The 17,622-nt window shown below is 61.1% G+C and carries 19 protein-coding genes; 5 read left to right on the forward strand and 14 right to left on the reverse strand.

Features of this window, described 5'->3' with window-relative positions:
• Nucleotides 1–11: 11 nt before the first annotated feature.
• Genes PQ627_RS15125 through PQ627_RS15150 form a run of 7 tightly spaced genes read right to left on the reverse strand, consistent with a single transcriptional unit; the run spans nt 12 to nt 7,196 of the window.
• Nucleotides 12–593 carry a hypothetical protein gene (locus PQ627_RS15125; protein WP_274262327.1) on the reverse strand — a complete coding sequence of 194 codons (582 nt, stop codon included), beginning with the start codon at nt 591–593 and terminating at the stop codon, nt 12–14.
• A 29-nt stretch (nt 594–622) separates the two neighbouring features.
• Nucleotides 623–928 carry a matrixin family metalloprotease gene (locus PQ627_RS20025; protein WP_443192761.1) on the reverse strand — a complete coding sequence of 102 codons (306 nt, stop codon included), beginning with the start codon at nt 926–928 and terminating at the stop codon, nt 623–625.
• Entirely contained in the window at nt 909–1,595 is a 687-nt protein-coding gene (locus tag PQ627_RS15130) for a DUF624 domain-containing protein (RefSeq protein WP_274262328.1), read from the reverse strand. Before PQ627_RS15130 ends, PQ627_RS20025 begins: the two co-directional genes overlap by 20 nt.
• 5 nt (nt 1,596–1,600) lie before the next feature.
• Nucleotides 1,601–3,235 carry an ABC transporter substrate-binding protein gene (locus PQ627_RS15135; protein WP_274262329.1) on the reverse strand — a complete coding sequence of 545 codons (1,635 nt, stop codon included), beginning with the start codon at nt 3,233–3,235 and terminating at the stop codon, nt 1,601–1,603.
• A 21-nt stretch (nt 3,236–3,256) separates the two neighbouring features.
• Nucleotides 3,257–4,126 (reverse strand): carbohydrate ABC transporter permease, encoded by an 870-nt coding sequence (locus PQ627_RS15140; protein WP_274262394.1) that lies wholly within the window; start codon nt 4,124–4,126, stop codon nt 3,257–3,259.
• Nucleotides 4,127–4,167: 41 nt separating this feature from the next.
• Nucleotides 4,168–5,148, reverse strand: a complete 981-nt coding sequence (locus PQ627_RS15145) for an ABC transporter permease (RefSeq protein WP_274262330.1) — start codon at nt 5,146–5,148, stop codon at nt 4,168–4,170.
• Complete coding sequence (locus tag PQ627_RS15150) at nt 5,139–7,196, reverse strand: beta-galactosidase (RefSeq protein WP_274262331.1); 2,058 nt, start codon at nt 7,194–7,196, stop codon at nt 5,139–5,141. The genes PQ627_RS15145 and PQ627_RS15150 overlap by 10 nt, the downstream gene beginning before the upstream one ends.
• 402 nt (nt 7,197–7,598) lie before the next feature.
• On the opposite strand from PQ627_RS15150, the gene PQ627_RS15155 reads away from it, so the two are divergent.
• Nucleotides 7,599–8,351 (forward strand): ArsR/SmtB family transcription factor, encoded by a 753-nt coding sequence (locus tag PQ627_RS15155; RefSeq protein ID WP_274262332.1) that lies wholly within the window; start codon nt 7,599–7,601, stop codon nt 8,349–8,351.
• Nucleotides 8,352–8,428: 77 nt separating this feature from the next.
• Here the strand turns inward: PQ627_RS15155 and PQ627_RS15160 are convergent, their stop codons facing one another.
• Both PQ627_RS15160 and PQ627_RS15165 read right to left on the reverse strand, forming a co-directional pair.
• Entirely contained in the window at nt 8,429–9,421 is a 993-nt protein-coding gene (locus PQ627_RS15160) for a nucleoside hydrolase (RefSeq protein WP_274262333.1), read from the reverse strand.
• 75 nt (nt 9,422–9,496) lie between these two features.
• Nucleotides 9,497–10,948 carry an MFS transporter gene (locus tag PQ627_RS15165; protein WP_274262334.1) on the reverse strand — a complete coding sequence of 484 codons (1,452 nt, stop codon included), beginning with the start codon at nt 10,946–10,948 and terminating at the stop codon, nt 9,497–9,499.
• A 135-nt stretch (nt 10,949–11,083) separates the two neighbouring features.
• On the opposite strand from PQ627_RS15165, the gene PQ627_RS15170 reads away from it, so the two are divergent.
• On the forward strand, nt 11,084–11,857 hold the full coding sequence (locus PQ627_RS15170) for a GntR family transcriptional regulator (protein WP_274262335.1): 774 nt from the start codon (nt 11,084–11,086) through the stop codon (nt 11,855–11,857).
• A gap of 37 nt (nt 11,858–11,894) precedes the next feature.
• Complete coding sequence (locus tag PQ627_RS15175) at nt 11,895–12,803, forward strand: ribokinase (RefSeq protein ID WP_274262336.1); 909 nt, start codon at nt 11,895–11,897, stop codon at nt 12,801–12,803.
• Here PQ627_RS15175 and PQ627_RS15180 read toward each other — a convergent pair.
• Both PQ627_RS15180 and PQ627_RS15185 read right to left on the reverse strand, forming a co-directional pair.
• Nucleotides 12,749–13,810 (reverse strand): SDR family oxidoreductase, encoded by a 1,062-nt coding sequence (locus PQ627_RS15180; RefSeq protein WP_274262337.1) that lies wholly within the window; start codon nt 13,808–13,810, stop codon nt 12,749–12,751. The two genes, PQ627_RS15175 and PQ627_RS15180, sit on opposite strands and share 55 nt — an antisense overlap.
• Entirely contained in the window at nt 13,807–14,409 is a 603-nt protein-coding gene (locus PQ627_RS15185; RefSeq protein WP_274262338.1) for a TetR/AcrR family transcriptional regulator, read from the reverse strand. Before PQ627_RS15185 ends, PQ627_RS15180 begins: the two co-directional genes overlap by 4 nt.
• Nucleotides 14,410–14,492: 83 nt before the next feature.
• Between PQ627_RS15185 and PQ627_RS15190 the strand changes: the two genes are divergently transcribed.
• Together PQ627_RS15190 and PQ627_RS15195 are read left to right on the forward strand one after the other, a co-directional pair.
• A complete protein-coding gene (locus PQ627_RS15190; RefSeq protein WP_144662461.1) occupies nt 14,493–14,759 on the forward strand; it encodes a type II toxin-antitoxin system Phd/YefM family antitoxin in 267 nt (88 codons plus the stop codon).
• Nucleotides 14,756–15,148: a type II toxin-antitoxin system VapC family toxin gene (locus tag PQ627_RS15195; protein WP_274262339.1), complete on the forward strand. Its 393-nt coding sequence runs from the start codon at nt 14,756–14,758 to the stop codon at nt 15,146–15,148. Before PQ627_RS15190 ends, PQ627_RS15195 begins: the two co-directional genes overlap by 4 nt.
• A gap of 14 nt (nt 15,149–15,162) precedes the next feature.
• On the opposite strand, the gene PQ627_RS15200 is transcribed toward PQ627_RS15195, so the two are convergent.
• The 3 genes from PQ627_RS15200 to PQ627_RS15210 form a co-directional block, all read right to left on the reverse strand.
• The gene (locus tag PQ627_RS15200; protein ID WP_274262340.1) at nt 15,163–15,447 is read right to left on the reverse strand and encodes an acylphosphatase; all 285 of its coding nucleotides are present in this window, start codon (nt 15,445–15,447) and stop codon (nt 15,163–15,165) included.
• Nucleotides 15,448–15,554: 107 nt separating this feature from the next.
• Nucleotides 15,555–16,433 (reverse strand): pullulanase X25 domain-containing protein, encoded by an 879-nt coding sequence (locus tag PQ627_RS15205; protein ID WP_274262341.1) that lies wholly within the window; start codon nt 16,431–16,433, stop codon nt 15,555–15,557.
• Between the two features lie 145 nt (nt 16,434–16,578).
• The gene (locus tag PQ627_RS15210; protein ID WP_274262342.1) at nt 16,579–17,610 is read right to left on the reverse strand and encodes an adenosine deaminase; all 1,032 of its coding nucleotides are present in this window, start codon (nt 17,608–17,610) and stop codon (nt 16,579–16,581) included.
• Nucleotides 17,611–17,622: the final 12 nt, after the last annotated feature.

Raw genomic sequence — 17,622 nt, forward strand, 5'->3', positions numbered from 1 at the left:
GTTTTGACGACCTAGGAACCCTTCACCGCTGCGATGAAGTCTTCCAGGGTGCCCTCAAACTTTGTTCCCTCAGCGTCGAAAGGTGTGACCCTTCCGTTGATGACTTCAAAGCGCCCTGACGGTCCACCGATTACATAAAATAGGCCAGGCTCCGGCTCTTTGAGGAACAGGACGGCATTTTCAGAAATCTTGAACAACGGGTCGTCTGAGATCTGATGAAGAACCCCGTCAACAGACCCGCCCGTCTGTCGCACGGTTATGCGGGTCGCCTCTTTCAAGTTGCCCGCGGGATCATGGATTACTTCGCCAACGGTGAACTCAAAATCCGTGATAGGGACAGTTTTAATTTTGGATTCGTCTATGATTCGCGTGAAGCTTCCCTCGACAGCCAGGGCACTGTGCGCTTTTAGATCAGTCAAATTGTCGTAACTCTCCGCCCAACTGGCGTCCATGCCTACGGTATTGGCGGAGCTACTGGAATTAGCCACATCGGGCGAACCTGCGCATCCCGAGAGACCCGCAGTAGTTACTAGGGCGATTGTCATTGAAGCCATAAGTGGAAATGCGGACTTCTTTATGAATTGTGTCCTCATGATTTCAGCATCCTCTCTGAACAGAGCAATCAGTACAGGGCAATAGTGCCGTTGTTGTCATCATTGGTTGGCCCAAATACCCCACAGCTATTTCGTGTGGAGGTGGAGGAAGTCATGAGAACGCAGCCGCCGGCGTGGCCTAGTCCGATAGCGTGACCCAGCTCGTGAGCTGCGACTCCTTGGATCGTGGCCGAAGAGTACCCTACTCTTTCTGTGGGGCCGCCCTCCAGAACGTGACGCAGATCTCTTGAAAGAGTGCTGATTGATTTCTGTCGGTTCGGATAGGAAACCGCCAAGCAGGATCCTGCGCAGTCCTTAGGTGAACCTGGCTTCAACGAACGTCAACAACGGCCGGGAATTAAGGCAGACGAGGTACAGCACCAAACCGGCCGTAAAAAGCATCAACCAGACAGTGGTCATTCCAAGAATGAAGGCGGTCACAAAGAGGATCCCGGCCGTGCCCAACGACACCCTCTTCTCCGCTCCCACCGCGTAGAGGGACAAGCGGTAGATGTCCCTGGTGCGGAAGCTGAATCGGGCAAGGATGAGCATCGCATTCATGGCACCAGTGCAGACAAGGAGCGCGAGACCCACCAGACCTATCCGTGCAGCCAGCTGCATCCCGAATCCTGAGGCAGCGTCCGGTGAGCCAGGGAGAACGCTCAGGTTGAATGCGATGACGCCCAGGAACAGCATGTAGGGCAGCCACACGAGCAGTGCCTGCATGAAGTTCAGTTGGTACGAGGACAGGAAGTCACGGAAAACCCCATTGTCCCCGCCTGCAAGAAGTCGATTGAAGGCACAGCAGGAAGCCACAACAGAGGGCCCAAGCAGGACAAACCCCACGAGCGCCCAAGGCCCCAGCACAGCGACCAGCAACGGCATGAGCACCACCGGCAAATTGGCCACCACCAGAAGAGCGCTGCCGATCATGACTCCGTACACCGTGCCTGCGGCTTTGAACAATGGGCCGGACCCGAATTCCGGCTTCCTGCCTGCCATCGGACCTACTTCTTGTCCGCGTACGCTTTGTAGGCCTTGTTCGCCAGCTCCACGTACTTGGTCTGGCCCTTGCTGTCGAGTTCCTTGACGTAGGCGTCAAACTCGCCGAGGGGACGTTGGCCGGTAATGAACTTGAGGGTGTTCTGCTTGACGTGGTCCTTCAGCGGAGTCAACGCCAACGTAGCTTGTTCGCGGTCAACGTCGTTGAACGGAACCGGCGGTGCGACCGGGCGCGGTGTCTTGGACTTCATCGCTTCCTGGAAGGCGAGCTCTTCCTCGTTGAAAGTGGACTGCAGGAGTTCCGTGGTACCGCCGTAGGCGAAATTGCCACCAGAGAAACCGTAGTCCACGCGAAGATCCTTGGTACCGGCCGGGTTCAGCCCCTGGAAGTTGATATCGGCCGCCAGCTTGCGCTTGCCGCCTTCCTTGGTAAAGGTGGTTCCTTCGACTCCCCACTTGCTGAATTCCTGCCCGGCGTCACTGTAGAAGAGCCAGTCAATGTACTGGATGAGCGCCACGAAGCTGTCCTTGTCCTTCACGGACGAGTTCAACATGATGCCATTCTCCAAGCGGCTGCCACCGATGATGTCGCCCGCAGGGCCTCCGGGAACGATGATCTTGCCGATTTCGAAGTTGCCCTTGCCTAGCGACTGTTCCATCGATGTCCGGTAGGTAATAACGTTCTGCGAGTTGGCGCTGATGACGAAGGACTTCCCTGACACAAACTTCTGGATGGCGGAATCGTCCGTCTGGGTGAAGCTCTCCGGATCCATCAGGCCTTCGGCCACCAGTGAGTTGAAGTACGTCACCAGGTCCTTGAACTTGGAGGAACCTGCCGCGAAGCCGAACTCCTTCTTGTCCTTGTCGAACTGCAGCCCGTCCACCAAGCCCCAACCTGCCACAGTTCCGAAAGCAGCACTGGCGATGTTGAGGACGCTGTCGCCCTTGAACCGATCGGAGAACGGCACAACATCCGGATATGCCTTCTTCAAGGAGCGCAACACATCACGAAACTCGTCCCAGGTCTTGGGCTCGGACAGGCCCTCCTTTTTCAGCACGTCCTTGCGGAAACACAGGGAGTAGTCCGGCCACAGTTCCTCATGCAGTCCGGGGAGGACGTAATACTTGCCGTCTTCCTGGGTCAACGCTTCAATTTCCGGTTCGAGCTTCCACTTCTTGACCTTGTCCTGGAAATGCGGCATCAAGTCCACATAGTCGCTGACAGGAAGCACTGCGCCGGCCGAGACGAACGCCGACTCCTGTCCCGGATACGTCTTGGCGATGATCTCAGGGGCGCTGCCGGAGCTGATGAGGAGACTGCGCTTCTGCTCGTAGTCACTGTTGGGGACGATGGTCGGTTCCAGTGTGACGTTGTTGTCGCTGGCCATCTTGGTGAACAGCAGCCAGTCCTTCTTGTACGGGTAGGTGGGCTGGTCCGAGAACAAGAAGCTGAACGTCAGCGGCACCGTTGCCTTGAACTTGTCTCCTACTCCAAAGCTGTCCATTGCTCCTTTGCGCGACTTGGACGTATCCACTTTTTCGCCGGAGTCCGAGTCGCAGCTGGTCATCATCAACCCGATGGTGACTACCGATGCGAGACCCAAAAAGTCTCGCCTGCGAAACTCTCGTTTGGTGATCATTGGCTTTTCCTTTCATGAGGGTTATTCCTTGACGGAACCGAGCATCACGCCCGAGAAGAAGTACTTCTGGACGAAGGGATAGACGCAAAGGATGGGGATGACGGTGAGCACGATGGTGACCGACTGGATGTTGGCCGCGATCTGTCCAACGTTCTCTGCCGTGCCACCCGCCGATCCGGCCGTGGTCACTCCGGCGATCATGTTGCGCAGGTAGATGGTCACCGGAAACAGGTCCGGGTTATCGAGGTAGAGGAAGGCCTGGAACCAGGAGTTCCAGTTGGCCACCGCGTAGAACAGGACCATGGTTGCCACGATTGCCTTACTCAGCGGCAAGACCACCCGGAAAAGGATTCCGTACTGGGTGAGGCCGTCGATGGATGCCGCTTCCTCGAGTTCACGCGGCATGTTCTCGAAGAAGGACTTCATGATGAGCAGGTTGAACACACTGATGGCGTTCGGCAGCACTACGGCCCAGATCGTGTCCCTCATTCCCAACGAGCTGATCAGGACGTAGTTGGGGATCAGCCCGCCGTTGAAGAACATGGTGAAGACGGCCAGGCCAATGAAAATGCTGCGGCCTTTCAAGTCCTTCTTCGCAATGGCATACGCAAAGGACGTGGTCAGGACCATGGAGATTGCCGTGGCCACCACCGTGTAGAGCAGCGTATTTCCGTAGTTACTCCAGAACGCGGAGTCCGCCAGGATCACCTTGTAGGTCTCCGTGTTGAAACCCATGGGGAACAGGTTGACCTGCCCGGCGTTGATGAACCCCTCACTGGAGAATGACTGGGCAATGATGTTCAGGAACGGATACACGGTGAGGAAAACCACCACCAGGAGAAACACCAGATTGAAGGCCCGGAAAACCCGCATTCCACGGGAGATCTTCATGTCCTTGAGCAGGACACCCCTATCAGCAATTGAAGATTTGTTCACCACAGGCTCGTTCCTGCGAGGCGCTTGGAGATCGCGTTCGCTGAGAGGATCAGCGTGAGGCCGATGACGGATTCAAACATTCCGATAGCGGCCGCGTAGCTGAAGTTGCTGGATTCCAGGCCCACCCTGTACAGGTAGGTGGAGATGACATCCGAGGTTTGGTAGTTCAGAGGGTTGTAAATCAGCAGAATCTTCTCGAAGCCGACCGCCATGAACGTACCGATGTTCAGGATCAGCAAGGTGATGATTGTCGGCCGAATGGCGGGCAGGGTCACATGCCAGGTCTGCTGCCAACGATTGGCCCCGTCAATCCGGGCCGCCTCATAGAGCGACTCGTCCACCCGCGTCAGCGCCGCGAGGTAAAGGATCGCTCCCCACCCCATGGTCTGCCACACCTCTGAACTGATGTACATGGGCCGGAACCAGTTCGGATCCTGGGTGAAGTTCACGGTGCTTCCAAACAGCGATTCCGCGATCTGGTTCACCGTGCCGTTCAAGGAAAAGTTCTGCAGAATCATGCCCGCGATAATGACGACAGACATGAAATGCGGAAGGTACGCCACAGTCTGTACGAACTTCTTGAATTTCTGTGACCTCAACTCATTGAGCATCAAGGCGAAAATGATCGGCATGGGAAAACAGAAGATCAGGGTCAACACGCCCAGGATGATCGTGTTTTGAAAGGCCTGCCAGAAACTCGGGTCGTTGATGAACAGGGTGATGTATTTGAGGCCCACCCACTTCTCACCGAAAATGCTCCCGCCAGGCTGGAACTGGCGGAAGGCAATCACGTTGCCCACCATTGGCAGGTATCTGAAGATCAGAAGGTAAAGAAGAGGCAACACCAAGAGCGTGTAAAGACGCCAGTCGCGTTTGAGGGCCAGCTTCCAACTTCCTGGCTTGTTGCGCCTCTTTTTGGTGTCGTCGGGCTTCCCGCCGAGGACTGCCTTTGGCGCGGAGTCCAGTCTCAGTGCCATGAATCTTCTCCTTCTTCGAGAACCAGGACGCCATTGGCTGGTACCTCTGTCCGCCCTTGAACCACGCGTCCGCTGATCCGGTCCGTGCCGCCGTCGCGAACGTCCACCAGAGCCGGCGCGTCGTTGTGGTTGAGGATCAGCAGGAAGCTCAGCCCGTTGCCGGAACGACGGCGGACCTGGACTCCCGCGGGCGCTTCCAGTGTCGGTTTCACCCCAGCGGAGAGAAGTTCGTCGTCGAGCAGCTGCTGGAGGAGCCGGCGCTCAACCCTGGCGGACAGGTACAGCGCCGTGCCCTCCCCGAACGGGTTGCGGGTGACGGCCGGCGAACCGGCCAGCCGGCCTGAAGCGTAGCTGGCCACGACGTGCGCCGTTTCGGTGTGCAGATGCTCAGTCCAGTAATCAGCTGAGGAGGTACCGCCGTCGGCCGTTGTCAGCTTTACCTGTTCGCCATCGTGGGCCAGCGGATGCATTTCCTCGCTCCAGGCGCCCAAGACGTTTCGCAATGCGCCCGGGTAACCTCCCAAGCGGATGGTGTTGTCCTGGTCAACAATGCCCGAGAGGTACGAGACCACCAGGCGCCCGCCCTCCGAGACGTAGTTTTCGAACCTTGCGGCGGCGGCATCGGTGAGCAGGTACGACGCCGGCATGATCACCAGGCTGTACGGGGAGAGGTCACAGTTGGCACTGACGAAATCCACTGTGATGTTGGCTTCGAAGAGCGGGCGATAGAACCGCAGCACTTCTTCCGTGTAGTTCAGGTCCGAGCGCGGCGAGTTCCCCAACTCCAGTGCCCACCAGCAATCCCAATCGAAAACGATCGCAACTTTCGCAGTGGAGCGGGTGCCGGTCAGCCCTCCGAGTGACTTCAACTCCTGGCCGAGCTCGCAGACTTCCCGGAAGATCCGGGTATTCGGGCCTGCATGGTTCACCATGGCCGAGTGATAGCGCTCAGTGCCGCCCTTGGCCTGGCGCCACTGGAAGAAGAGGATGGAGTCTGCTCCCTGGGCGATGGCTTGGTATGAACCCAGCCGCATCTTCCCGGGAAGCTTCGAGACGTTGATGGACCATTGGCTCACCGCGCCCGTGGCCTGTTCCATGACCATCCAAGGCTGCCCCTGGCGGAGGGAGCGCATGAGGTCGAAGTTCAACGCGGCGGCAATATGGGCGTCCTCGTCCCGCGGGTCCGGGTAGATATCCAGGGCGGCGGCGTCCTCTTCGGCAGCCCATGCCCAGTAGTCGTTGGTCTTGTAGAAACGCATGAAGTTGGTGACGATCGGCAGGTCCGGGCTGTGTCGCCGCAGGACATCACGTTCGCCCTTGAAGTGCGCCAGCATGCTGTCCGAGGTGAAGCGATGGAAATCCAGGCGGCGGGATGGGTTGGACCAGGTGCGGGGTTGGGCCGGGACGCGGACCTGGTTCCAGTCAGAGTAGATCTGGCCCCAGACTGAAGTGCTCCACGCCTCGTTGAGTTCGTCGAGGGAGGAGTATTTCGTCTGCAGCCATTCCCGGAACGCTTTTTCGGCCCACGGCCCGTATGACACCGGTCCGTATTCGTTGCCCACGTGCCACATGCGAAGCGCCGGATGCTTTGCGTAGCGCTCCCCCATCCTCTCGGCCAGGGCCAGTGACTTGGCCCTGTACGCCGGGTGGGAGACATCAAAGTGTTGACGGGATCCGAATCCAAAGACGCTGCCGTCGGGGCGCTCCGGCATGATGTCCGGGTGTTGCTCGATGAGCCAGGCCGGTGGCACGGCATCGGGCGTAGCCAGGTCCACGCCGATCCCGTGCTCATGCATCAGGTCCATGACGGTGTCCAGCCATTCAAAGTCGAAGACGTTGTCGCTGGTCTCCAAGCGGCTCCAGGAAAATACGGCCAAGGTCACCAGATTCACCCCGGCTTGCTGCATGAGCTTGGCATCTTCCAGCCACACCTCGCGTGGCCATTGCTCGGGGTTGTAGTCCCCGCCGTAGGCGATACCGCCTAGTCGCTGATGCAGTTGCTGCAGCCGCGTTTCTGCGGTCCGCACGTCCTCAGGGTGGATGGTCATCATTGTCCTTCACTCAGGCTTCGTCGCCCCGATTTACAGTGCGACGCACATCACAGAGAGAAACTATCGTAAAGTTTCAGCAATAACAACAGCCCAGTATCGGAAACTCGCGAGTAACATAATCGCCCCAAATCAGGGCTTGCGCGCGGCTTTCAGGCGAATGCTAGGAGTGAACGGGTGTGGAATCGCAAATCAGCCGCAAAGCGCGCTTGTTTGTTTCGATGAAAATTCGGAAACTTTCGGAGCAGCATAAGCCCTCCGCCGAACTCGTGGGAAGCCTGCGAACACCCCTGCAAAGAACCAGCGATCTCGCCGCATTTCCACGATCTCGCGGAGCCTTCTCGCGGAGCAACCCACCAAAATCCGTTGACACGTGACCAAACAGTCACCTATTCTGAAGCCATGGACGCCGTGTTCAAGGCTCTGGCAGACCCCACTCGCAGGGAACTCCTGGATGAGTTGTTCCTTAAGGACGGCCAGTCAGCCACCGCCCTCGGAGCCAGGTTCGAGATGACCCGTTTCGGCATCGCAAAGCACCTCAAGCTGCTGGAAGATGCAGGACTGGTGGTGGTCCGGCGTCGTGGGCGTGAAAAGCTGCACTTCCTGAACCCGGTCCCCATCCGCCTCATCCACGACCGTTGGGTGAGCAAGTACGCAGAACCATGGGCCGCTGCCCTCAGCGACCTCAAATCCAGATTGGAAAGTCCCATGGAAAAGATCTTCGAAATTTACATCAAGACCACGCCGGAACTGCTCTGGGAAGCCATCACCAACAGCGAGATCCGGAGCAAGTACCAGTTCGGCAACACGTTAACCTCCGACTGGACGCCGGGCAGCCGCTTCGAAATGCGCAACCCCAAAGCTGACGCGCCGCTGGGCGAGGGCGAGAACATCGAGGTCGATCCCCCACGCCGGCTGGTCCAGACCATGACCGCTTTGTGGGGCGAGGACGTGAAGGCCGAAGGGACGTCCCGGATCACATGGGAGATCGAGCCGGTGGGAGATTCCTGCCATCTCACAGTGACCCACGACCAACTCCGCGAAGGTGCCAACGACCAGCTCTACGGCGGCTGGCCCATGATCTTGTCCGGCTTGAAGACCTGGCTCGAAACCGGCGAGCAGCTCACCACTCCCGGCTCGCTCATGTACGCCTAACCCAAGTAGGGGACAGATAACGTCGCTCCCGAGTGCCAGAGCAACGTTATCTGTCCCCTAGTTGGGTGGGGGGAGGGTTAGGCGACGGGCGCGGACATCTGGTCTTCGCTCAGCCACGCCGCCTGCATGGTTCCCAGCAAGTGCGGCGCGAATTCTTCCCCGATGGACAGCACTACCCGGCACCGCGCGCCACGCTGGTCCGGGAAGCCGACGTATTGACCACGGAGGTCGCAGACCGTCTGGCCGCGGCCCGGCCCATCAGTGGTGTCCACCTTTACTCTGACCTTCGGAGCAACATCCAGCTCCACTCCCCTGACGGCAATGGCTGCGGCAAGGGGGTCGTGCATAGCAGAGCACGCCCGGCCAAAGATATCCACGTAGAAGCCGAAGTAGTAGCCCAACATGTCGCCCAGCGCCTGGGAAACAGGGTGCTGGTGTGCCAGCAGTTCCTGGCGGTGGCTCTCTTCCAGGACGTTGGTCATGGTGACATCCAGCGGTACCAGAGTGATGTCCCAGTCGGCAGCGAGGACCTCTGCCGCGGCCTCGGGATCATTGGCGATGTTCGCCTCTGCCACGGGTGTGATGTTCCCGGGCGCCAGCGCGGCCCCGCCCATGATGGTCACCTCGGCGATGAGTTCCGGCAGCTTCGGTTCCAACCGCAATGCCTGGGCGATGTTGGTCAGCGGACCGATCGCCACCAGCCGCAGCTCACCGGCGTGCCGATGTGCCAGCTGGACAAGGAGCTCCGCGGCTGTGGCTTCCACGGGCTCACGGTCCGACGGAGCCAGGTCAACACCGCCGATCCCGTTGTCGCCGTGGACATGCGGGGCACCGCCATGGAAAGTGCCCACCTGGGGATCGTGCGCGCCCACTGCGACGGGGATGTCCGGATGGCCGGCCAGCTTCAGCAGGTCCAGGGTGTTCCGCGCGCCGCCTGCCGCACTGACGTTGCCGCTCACGGTGCCGATGCCCACGAGTTCGGCCCTCGGGGAGGCCAGGAGGTAGGCAAGGGCAAGGGCGTCATCGATGCCGGTGTCGCAGTCGAGGAAGAAGGGGGCAGGCTTGGTCATGGTCTCTCGTTTCAGGTGGAGCGGTGGTGAGGGTAAGGGTGGGTGCGCGCGAAACCGGCGGACCGGCGTCGTGCTTTAGATCTTTTCGCCCTTCGGCGCGGCGATGAACAGGCTCACGATGAACGCGACGGCGGTGATGGACACCGAGATCCAGAGGGCCGCGGAGTACCCGGCTGCGGTGCCCTGCCCGGCGAACGGTGCAACGACCACGACGCCGAGACTCGCCCCGATACCGAAGGAGGCACCGTTGATTCCCGGTAGTGCGGCGGGTGCTTCCTTGGGCGAGAGCAGCACGGACAGTCCATTAATGGCGGTGAGGAAGAAGCCATTGTAGAAGATGCCCAGCGCGGCAATGGCGATGAGTACCGCGATCTGGTTGTTGGCGAACAAAGCCGCGACCATGGCACAGGCAAGGCTGCTGGCAGTGCCGACACGGACGGTCTTGATCCAGCCGCGGCGGTCGGCGATCCAACCGGCCAGCGGAGCGGCGAACACGCCGATCAGCGCGGCAGGGGTGAGGAACAGCAGCGCCGCCACCGAGGCCGGCAGGCCGAAGCCGTTCACCTTGTCCTGGCTGAGCAGCACCACGGTGAAGTTGATGATTGCGAAGATTCCGGCGAGGGTCAGCACGGTGGTCGCGATGACCGGCCACACCTGGCGCGAACGGAGGTGGTGCACGGCTACCAAGGGAGTGTCGCGCTTCTTTTCGATGAGCCAGAAAGCAGTGAAGGACGCGATGCTGCCGGCGAGCAGACCGAGGGCGGACGGCGAGGTCCAGCCAGCGGAGGACCCTGTGGAAACAAAGTAGGTAATGAAGACCAGGAACACGGAGAGCGAACCCGCTCCCCACCAGTCCATGCGGCCCGGAGCGACCGCCGACTTACCGCCCGGCACCACTTTGATGACGCAGACGACGGCGATCGCGGCCAGTACCAGCACGGCGACGAAGATCGACTGGAAACCCAAGGTCTCGGCCATGAGTCCGCCGAAGTAGCCATCCACGCCGCCAACGCCTCCGTTGATGGCGGCGATGATGCCGATGGATGTACCGAAGAGCCGCGCCGGAAGGTACTCATTCAGCACAATGTAGGACAGCGCGAAGATGGCACTGGAGACACCCTGCATGAAGCGGCCGGTGACCAGCAGTGGCAGCGTGGGGGCGAAGATGCAGAGCACTGTTCCGGCTCCCATGATCACCAACACCAGAAGCAGCGCATTGCGGCGCCCGATGAAGTCGCTCCAACGGCCAATCACGGGCCCGGAGATGGCGCCGGCCAGGAAGAACATCGACTGCACCTGCGCGACGGCTTCGGGGGTCTCGCCAAAGAAGGAGCCGATGTGCGGAAGGGCGGGCGTGATCATGCTGGCGTTGAGCTGGAATGCCAGCACAGCCAGCACCAGCGTGGAAATCAGCATGGCTGCGGCTTTGCCGTGGATCCGGCCCTCGTCCGAGGTGGTGTTGGGGTCTTCCGAGGATGGGGCCAACGGATCTACCGTCTGCTGGCCTGTGGCGTTGGGGATGTTCACATCAAACTCCTTTGTCCGAGGGCGCAGGGCGGCGCCGCGAGATGTGAGTTGTTATACAAGCATGTATTACGAGCTTGTGCAACCTGTCACACTCTTCGGGTACAGTGTCGGTAACCCATTCCAAGTGAGGCACCCTTGACCGACAATGCCGTCCAGTTCCTGTCCCGACCCATCGCAACCCAGCCGGGTCAGCCCCTCCGCGTCGCCGCGTACTCCCGCATCGCCGAAGCCATCAGGACCAAGATCCTGCCACCGGGTTCCCTGCTCCCCACGGAGACCGAACTCGGCACCATGATGGACGTCAGCCGCACCGTGATCCGGGAAGCGCTGATGCTGCTGGAAGAAGACGGACTCACCCGGGCACGCCGGGGCGTTGGCAGGTTCGTGGCCGACTCGCTCCCCCGCATTGGCATTGAACACATCCGGCCCTTCGACCAGCTCCTCGGTGGTCCCGACCAGGACATCCAGGTCAAACGCGTCGCCGCCATCAAGCAACCGGCCTCCGAATTCGTAGCTCCGGGCATTGGCGTTGAGCCCGATCAGGACGTGTGGTTCTGGGAAAGCGTGCTCATACGCGATGGCGAACCCGTGGCACACCTGCAGGAAAACGTCGCCCAGGACATCCCCGAGGCGTCAGCCCTTCAAGAAGCCGCCGAAGCACCCACCCTTTCGGCAGCTACGCTCCTTGAAGTTCTCAGCGGACTGCCGGGCTCGCCCTTGGGCCCGGGTGAGTGCGAAATCAGCCTCAGCACCGCTGGCCCCAGCCGCGCCAAACTGCTCGGGTTGCGTCCGTCCGATCCCGTTCTGGTCCTCACCCAGTACGTCCGGCGGAAGGGCTCACCGTTCTACCTGGCTAAATGCCTCGTTGCCGCCAAGGCAGGGCACCTCTCCGTCATCCAGTCCTCCTGAAGCTCACGCACAGCTGACCCACCCCAAAGGATTTCCCATGAGCAATACCGTTCATTCTGCCGCGCCCGCTTCGCCGTCGAACCTCACAGTCGTCGGCAGCATCAACCTCGACATCACGGCCACAGCCAGCCGCCTCCCCTCCCCCGGCGAAACGGTGGGTGGCGCCGTCCTCCGCCAGCAGCCCGGCGGCAAAGGCGCCAACCAAGCCGTCGCCGCGGCCCGACTCGCAGGCAGCTCACGCATGGTGGGGGCGGTAGGCCAGGACGACGCCGGGCGGTCACTTCTGGACGCAATGGCCGCCGCCGGCGTCGACATCAGCAGCGTCGCCCGGGTGAACGAGGCAACCGGGACGGCACTGGTACTGGTGGACAGCGACGGCGAAAACCAGATCGTGGTGTGCCCGGGTGCCAACGCCGCGGTGTCGCTGGACGGTGTCACGTTCGAGGAGCACGAGGCCGTTCTGTGCCAGCTGGAGGTGGACCAGCACGTGGTGCTGGAAGCAGCACGGGCCAGCAAGGGCTTCTTCGCGCTGAACGCAGCCCCCGCCGCACCGATCATTCCGGAACTGCTGGAACGTTGCGACCTGGTGATCGTCAATGAGACCGAGTACGAGCTCATCCCGGCACTGAAGAACGCCCCGCTGGTAGCCGTGACCTACGGCGGTGAGGGTTCGGCGATCTTCGTGGACGGCGAACGGGTGGCAGAAGCCCCCGCCGTCCGCGTCACGGACATCGCCAACACCATTGGGGCGGGCGATGCCTTCTGCGCAGCCTTGGTACTGGCCTTGCAAGATGGACTTGAGCACGCACACGCCTTGGCTGTAGCGAACGCCGTTGGCGCAGATGCGGTCCGCGACTCTTCGTCCCAGCCGGCACTTCGGACACTTGAGCACTACATCGAGGCGACACGGCCTTCCCTCGCGGCGGGTTCGGTCGCCACCAGGTAGTCAGCCCAGCGCTTCAGGGCAACTTCCACCGGCGGGTGGTGCAATCCGGACGCCTCCGCCAAGGCGAGAGCCGCCGTCGTCGGATAGCGGTCCTCAGACAAGAACGTCAACGTTTCCGGATCTGCCCCCGTGAGTTTGGCGGGCAGTCTCTTCAGCAGGCCGCTGGGGATCCTCAGCCGCGGAACCTTGACGTTGAGGTGCTGCCCGAGCATTGCCAGCAGCTGTGGAAGCGGCGGCGTGGCTTCATCGAGCACCCAGTACGAGGCGTTTTCGGCCTCGGCCTTAGCGGGAATCAGCGCCATAAAGGAGGCCAAATAGTCGGCGGTGACCACCGGGAGGAACGTACGGTCATTTCCGGGCAGCGCCGGCAGCTTTCCATGGAAAAGGTCCAAGACGGTGGTTGCGAGGCCAACCACCTGCCCGGATTCTCCGTTCACCGAATCGCCGATCACCGTGGCCGGGTTGACCATGGTGAAAGGGATGCCCAGGGACGTCGCTGTTGCTTGCACGACAGCGTCGGCTTCTACTTTCGACCCCTCATACGCGCCTAAACGATGGTAGAGCTTGGCGCGACGGGATTCGCTCCACGGCACCCCGGACGGGTCCTGGCCACCCACCCGGTAACCCGAAAGGTGCACCAGCCTGGTCAACGCCGGAAGTTCCGCGGCGAAGCGGACCACGCCCTCAGCACTGCTGACGTTCGCGGCGTAGGCCGCTTCGGCGGTCATGCCAAAGGCGAACGCCCCTGCGAGGTTGTGGACTTCGGTCACCGTACGGAAGACGCTCGACGCCGGATCCCGGCCCAGGTTTTCGCGGTTGAAGTCCACCAGGACGTGCGTCAGGCTTCCGTCCGCACCGTGTTTCGCCAGCCAATCGGTCAATTTCTGGAAGGAATGCCCGGTTCGTACCGCAGCCGTCACGGTCACGTCCTGCATCAGGAGTTCACGGACCAGCCATTTTCCAATATGGCCAGTGGCTCCGAATACCAAAGCATGGCGGGAGCTCATGCGCTTGCCTCCTTGTGAATCGCATTCATCAGCACTTTTAGCGTGCCGGCGGCGGCGTCCAATGGCTGGGTTGATTTGTGGGCACGGGACAGAATGAGGGAGCCCTCCACCAGGCTGATCATGGATGTTGCCAGAGGATGCGCTTGATCCGTTCCAAGCCCAAACGTTGAAAGATAGCTGGACACTGCGTTGATCCAAGCGTCATACACCTGGCTGCAGGCCTCCCGAAGTACTTCGTTCTCCGAGGCCGCGTCCAAGGCAACGGATGAGACCGGACATCCGGCCTGATAGTCGCTTCTCTCGAGGATGCCCTTGAGTTCACCAACGAGCGTGTCCACGACATCTTCCGGTGATGAGGATGACGCGGTTGCCTCACTGACCAGTTGGCCGGATTGTTCGCCGGCCAATTCAACAGCAGCAATTCCGAGTTGGGTTTTTCCTTCGGGGAAATGGAAGTACAAGGAGCCTTTCGGCGCCCCGGATTGCGACAACACGGTGTTCAGCCCGGTCCCGTGGTAGCCGTTCAGCTGGATGAGGGCGAGCATGGACTCGACCAGACGCTGCCGGGTCGCGAGTCCTTTGGGGTAGGAAGAAGGCATGTGAAAAAAATAGACCAGTCTATATATTTCTGTCAAAAGTCTGCCACGCGGCTTCAGTGCTACGATTGCTACGGAGGTTCGACATGACAACTATTCCGCATCGCGAGCTGCGCAATCAGAGCAGCAAGATCCTTGAACGCGTCAGAAATGGCGAGGTCATCGACGTCACGAACAATGGCGAGGTTGCCGCTACGCTCATTCCGCCCTCCGCGTCCCCGTTTGAACGTCTGCTGCAGGCCGGTAGCGTTCGCCCGGCGTCAGGCTCACCCGTGGACTTCCGGTTCCTGCCCCGCGTCGAAAGCGATATGACCACTGCCGCGATATTGGCCGACCTCCGCGGCGATCGGTGATCGTCTGCGCGGACACCTCCGCCATCTTGAAGCTCGTTGTGCAGGAGCAGGAATCCGAGACCCTGGCCGCGCACCTCTACGATGCGACAGTTTCCGGAGGGCACCTCGTTGCCTCAATGCTTTTGTACACCGAGCTTCACTGCGCGGCACGCCGCCGCAAGCTTCCCTTTGACCTTGTCAACGATGTCCTTGCGGGCATCAACCTGGTGGATGTCACGCGCTCGGATCTGATGTATGCCTCCGCGTTGCCCAGGCAACTCCGCAGCGCCGACGCCATCCACCTGGCAACCGCCATCAGACTCCAGGCGGACTCCCTGGTGGCCTACGACGAAGAGCTGCTCCTGGCTGCGAAGGAATCCGGACTCATGACGGTCTCACCCGGCGCCTAAGGTCTCGCCGGGCCCTAGCCGACGATCCGGAATCCTGTGAAGCCTCCGGCACCTTCGGAGATGTCGATGTCAACGCTTTCGACGCGACCCGGTGCCTGGGAAGACTGAAGCCACCTAGCCATGCGGTCAACGTCGCCTGCGGATCCCTCGGCCACCAGCTCCACCGAGCCATCAGTGTTGTTGCGGACGGTGCCCGCCAAGCCCAATTCGTCGGCCTTCCGGGCCGTCCAATAGCGGAATCCCACCCCTTGGACGACGCCAGTGACACGTGCAGTGAGTCGCTTCCCCGCAGAGTTCATGGACCAACCTTAACCAACGCTGCCCTTGCCCGTCCCCTCCCCCGCATAACGGAGTAAGTGACGAACAAGGGCAGCGCTGCGCCACTTAAAAAGTGGGGCCAACGAAATCAGCTCACCACGATGTCCCGCGTGGCGTGGCTATACGTGATGGTGACGGGTCCGCCGTCGTGGTTCAACTCGTGGTTCGCACCGTCACGGGCGCCAAACGCGCCATAGTTCTCGTCCCACGAGCGGTTCAGCGCGATCTTGTAGGTGTAGAAACCGGCCGGCAGTTCGGCGGTGAGTGTCCACACCTGCGCCAAGGGGCTGAAGGTCATCTGCGCCTCGTCATACTGCGGTGCCCAATCCTCGGGAGCGCCGAGGATTTTGTTGAAGTCACCGGCAATCGCGACGGTGTCCGGCTGCGGCACGGTCTCGACGGCGGTGGTTGCCGCTGCCTTGGCGGGAGCCTTCCGGCTGGCAGGCTTCTTCGTGGCGGCAGCTGCCTTCGGAGCCGATACCTTGGCTGCGGCTGCCTTGGGCTCCGCCACCTCGCTGGCCGCGACCTTCGGCGCCGTTTCCTTCTTCGCGGCGGCACGCCTGGGAGCGGCTACGCGCTTGGCCTTGGCCTTCGCGGGCGGGGCAGTCGGAACCGGAACGTCGGCAGGTACCGGTGTTCCGGCGTCGAGCGCTGCGGCGAAAGCTGCAACATCCGCGAACGCGACAGTCGCCCGAAGGCCGTCTTCGGGGATGGTCCAGCCCGAACGTCCCTTGACCAGCCAGCCTGCCTTGACCAGCTTGGCCGAGGCAGTGGTGAGGGTCTTGTGGCCGCGCGGGATGCCGCCGCTGAGCAGCTCGGCCTCGTGGTCGTTGAAAGGAACGCGTGCAGTCGCTTCGGCCAGCACTTCGCCGGCGTTCAGCGTTGTCCCGGACCACACGCCCTCTGCGAGGATGTCCAGGACGGCCTTCAGACGAAGGTTGGTGTTCTCGGCGGTGTTCGCGCCCATGCTTCTCCTTCTACGGGGGATATTCCCTTGCAGTTTGCCAATGAATTGTTAATTCCCGCGACTGCAGCAGGTAAACAGCGTGTGTCGTGACTGAGTGTGACATCACAAGCGGCGCAAGTGATGTACGGGTATCGGCTGCAGCGGTTCAGGCGCCCGTCACCGATGTTTTGACCCATTCGGTCACCTCGTCCAGGAGCTCTGCTTTTCGTGCGTCCGAAGCAAAGGACGAGCGGATGGAGTTGGCCGCGAGCGTAGCCTGCTCGGGCACCGAGAACTTCAAGACCTCCACCAGCCGCTCATAGTTATCGTCCACGTAGCCGCCAAAGTAGGCGGGGTCGTCGGAATTGACGCAAACGTTCAGGCCAATGGCCAGCATTTCCGGCAGCGGGTGGTCCTCCAGCTTGTCCACGGCGCGCAGCCGGACGTTGGACAACGGACAAACGGTCAGCGGCACCTGCTCGGCGACCAGCCGCTGCACCACATCGGTGTCCTCCATGCACCGGATGCCGTGATCGATCCGCTCAACGTGCAGCAGATCCAGCGCCTCCGCGATGTACGAGGCGGGCCCTTCCTCGCCGGCGTGGGCGATCCTTCGAAGCCCCGCCTCGCCGGCACGCTGGTACAGGCGCTCGAATTTCGACGGCGGGTTGCCCACCTCTGCTGAGTCCAGGCCGATGCCCGCGATGGGAGCATGCATGGCAAGGAGCTGTTCCAGCACCTCAAGGGCAGATTCCTCGGACATGTCCCGCAGGAACGCGGCAATCAGGAGGGTAGAGACGCCAAAGTCCTCTTCGGAGGTTGCCAGGGCGTTGGCCACTCCGTTGACGCAGGTCTCCAGCGCCACGCCCCGTGAGATGTGGGCTTGGGGATCCATCATGATCTCCGCGTGCCGGACTCCCCCGGCGGCTGCCCGCTCCAGGTAGGCGCGGGTCATGTCGGTGAAATCCTGCTCAGTCTGCAGGACAGCCATGTTGGCGTAGTAGAGGTCCAGGAAGGATTGCAGATCCGAGAATTCGTACTTCCCGCGCAGTTCTTCAATATCTTCGTACGGCAGTTCCATGCCGTTGCGTTCGGCCAGGGCAAAGATCAGCTCTGGCTGGAGAGTCCCTTCAATGTGCAGGTGCAGTTCGGCAACCGGGGGTGCCGTGGTGGTTGTTTTCTCGCCAATAGTTTCCACCCGATAACTCTA

The sequence above is a fragment of the Paenarthrobacter sp. AB444 genome, from assembly GCF_028736865.1.
Lineage (GTDB): Bacteria > Actinomycetota > Actinomycetes > Actinomycetales > Micrococcaceae > Arthrobacter > Arthrobacter nicotinovorans_B.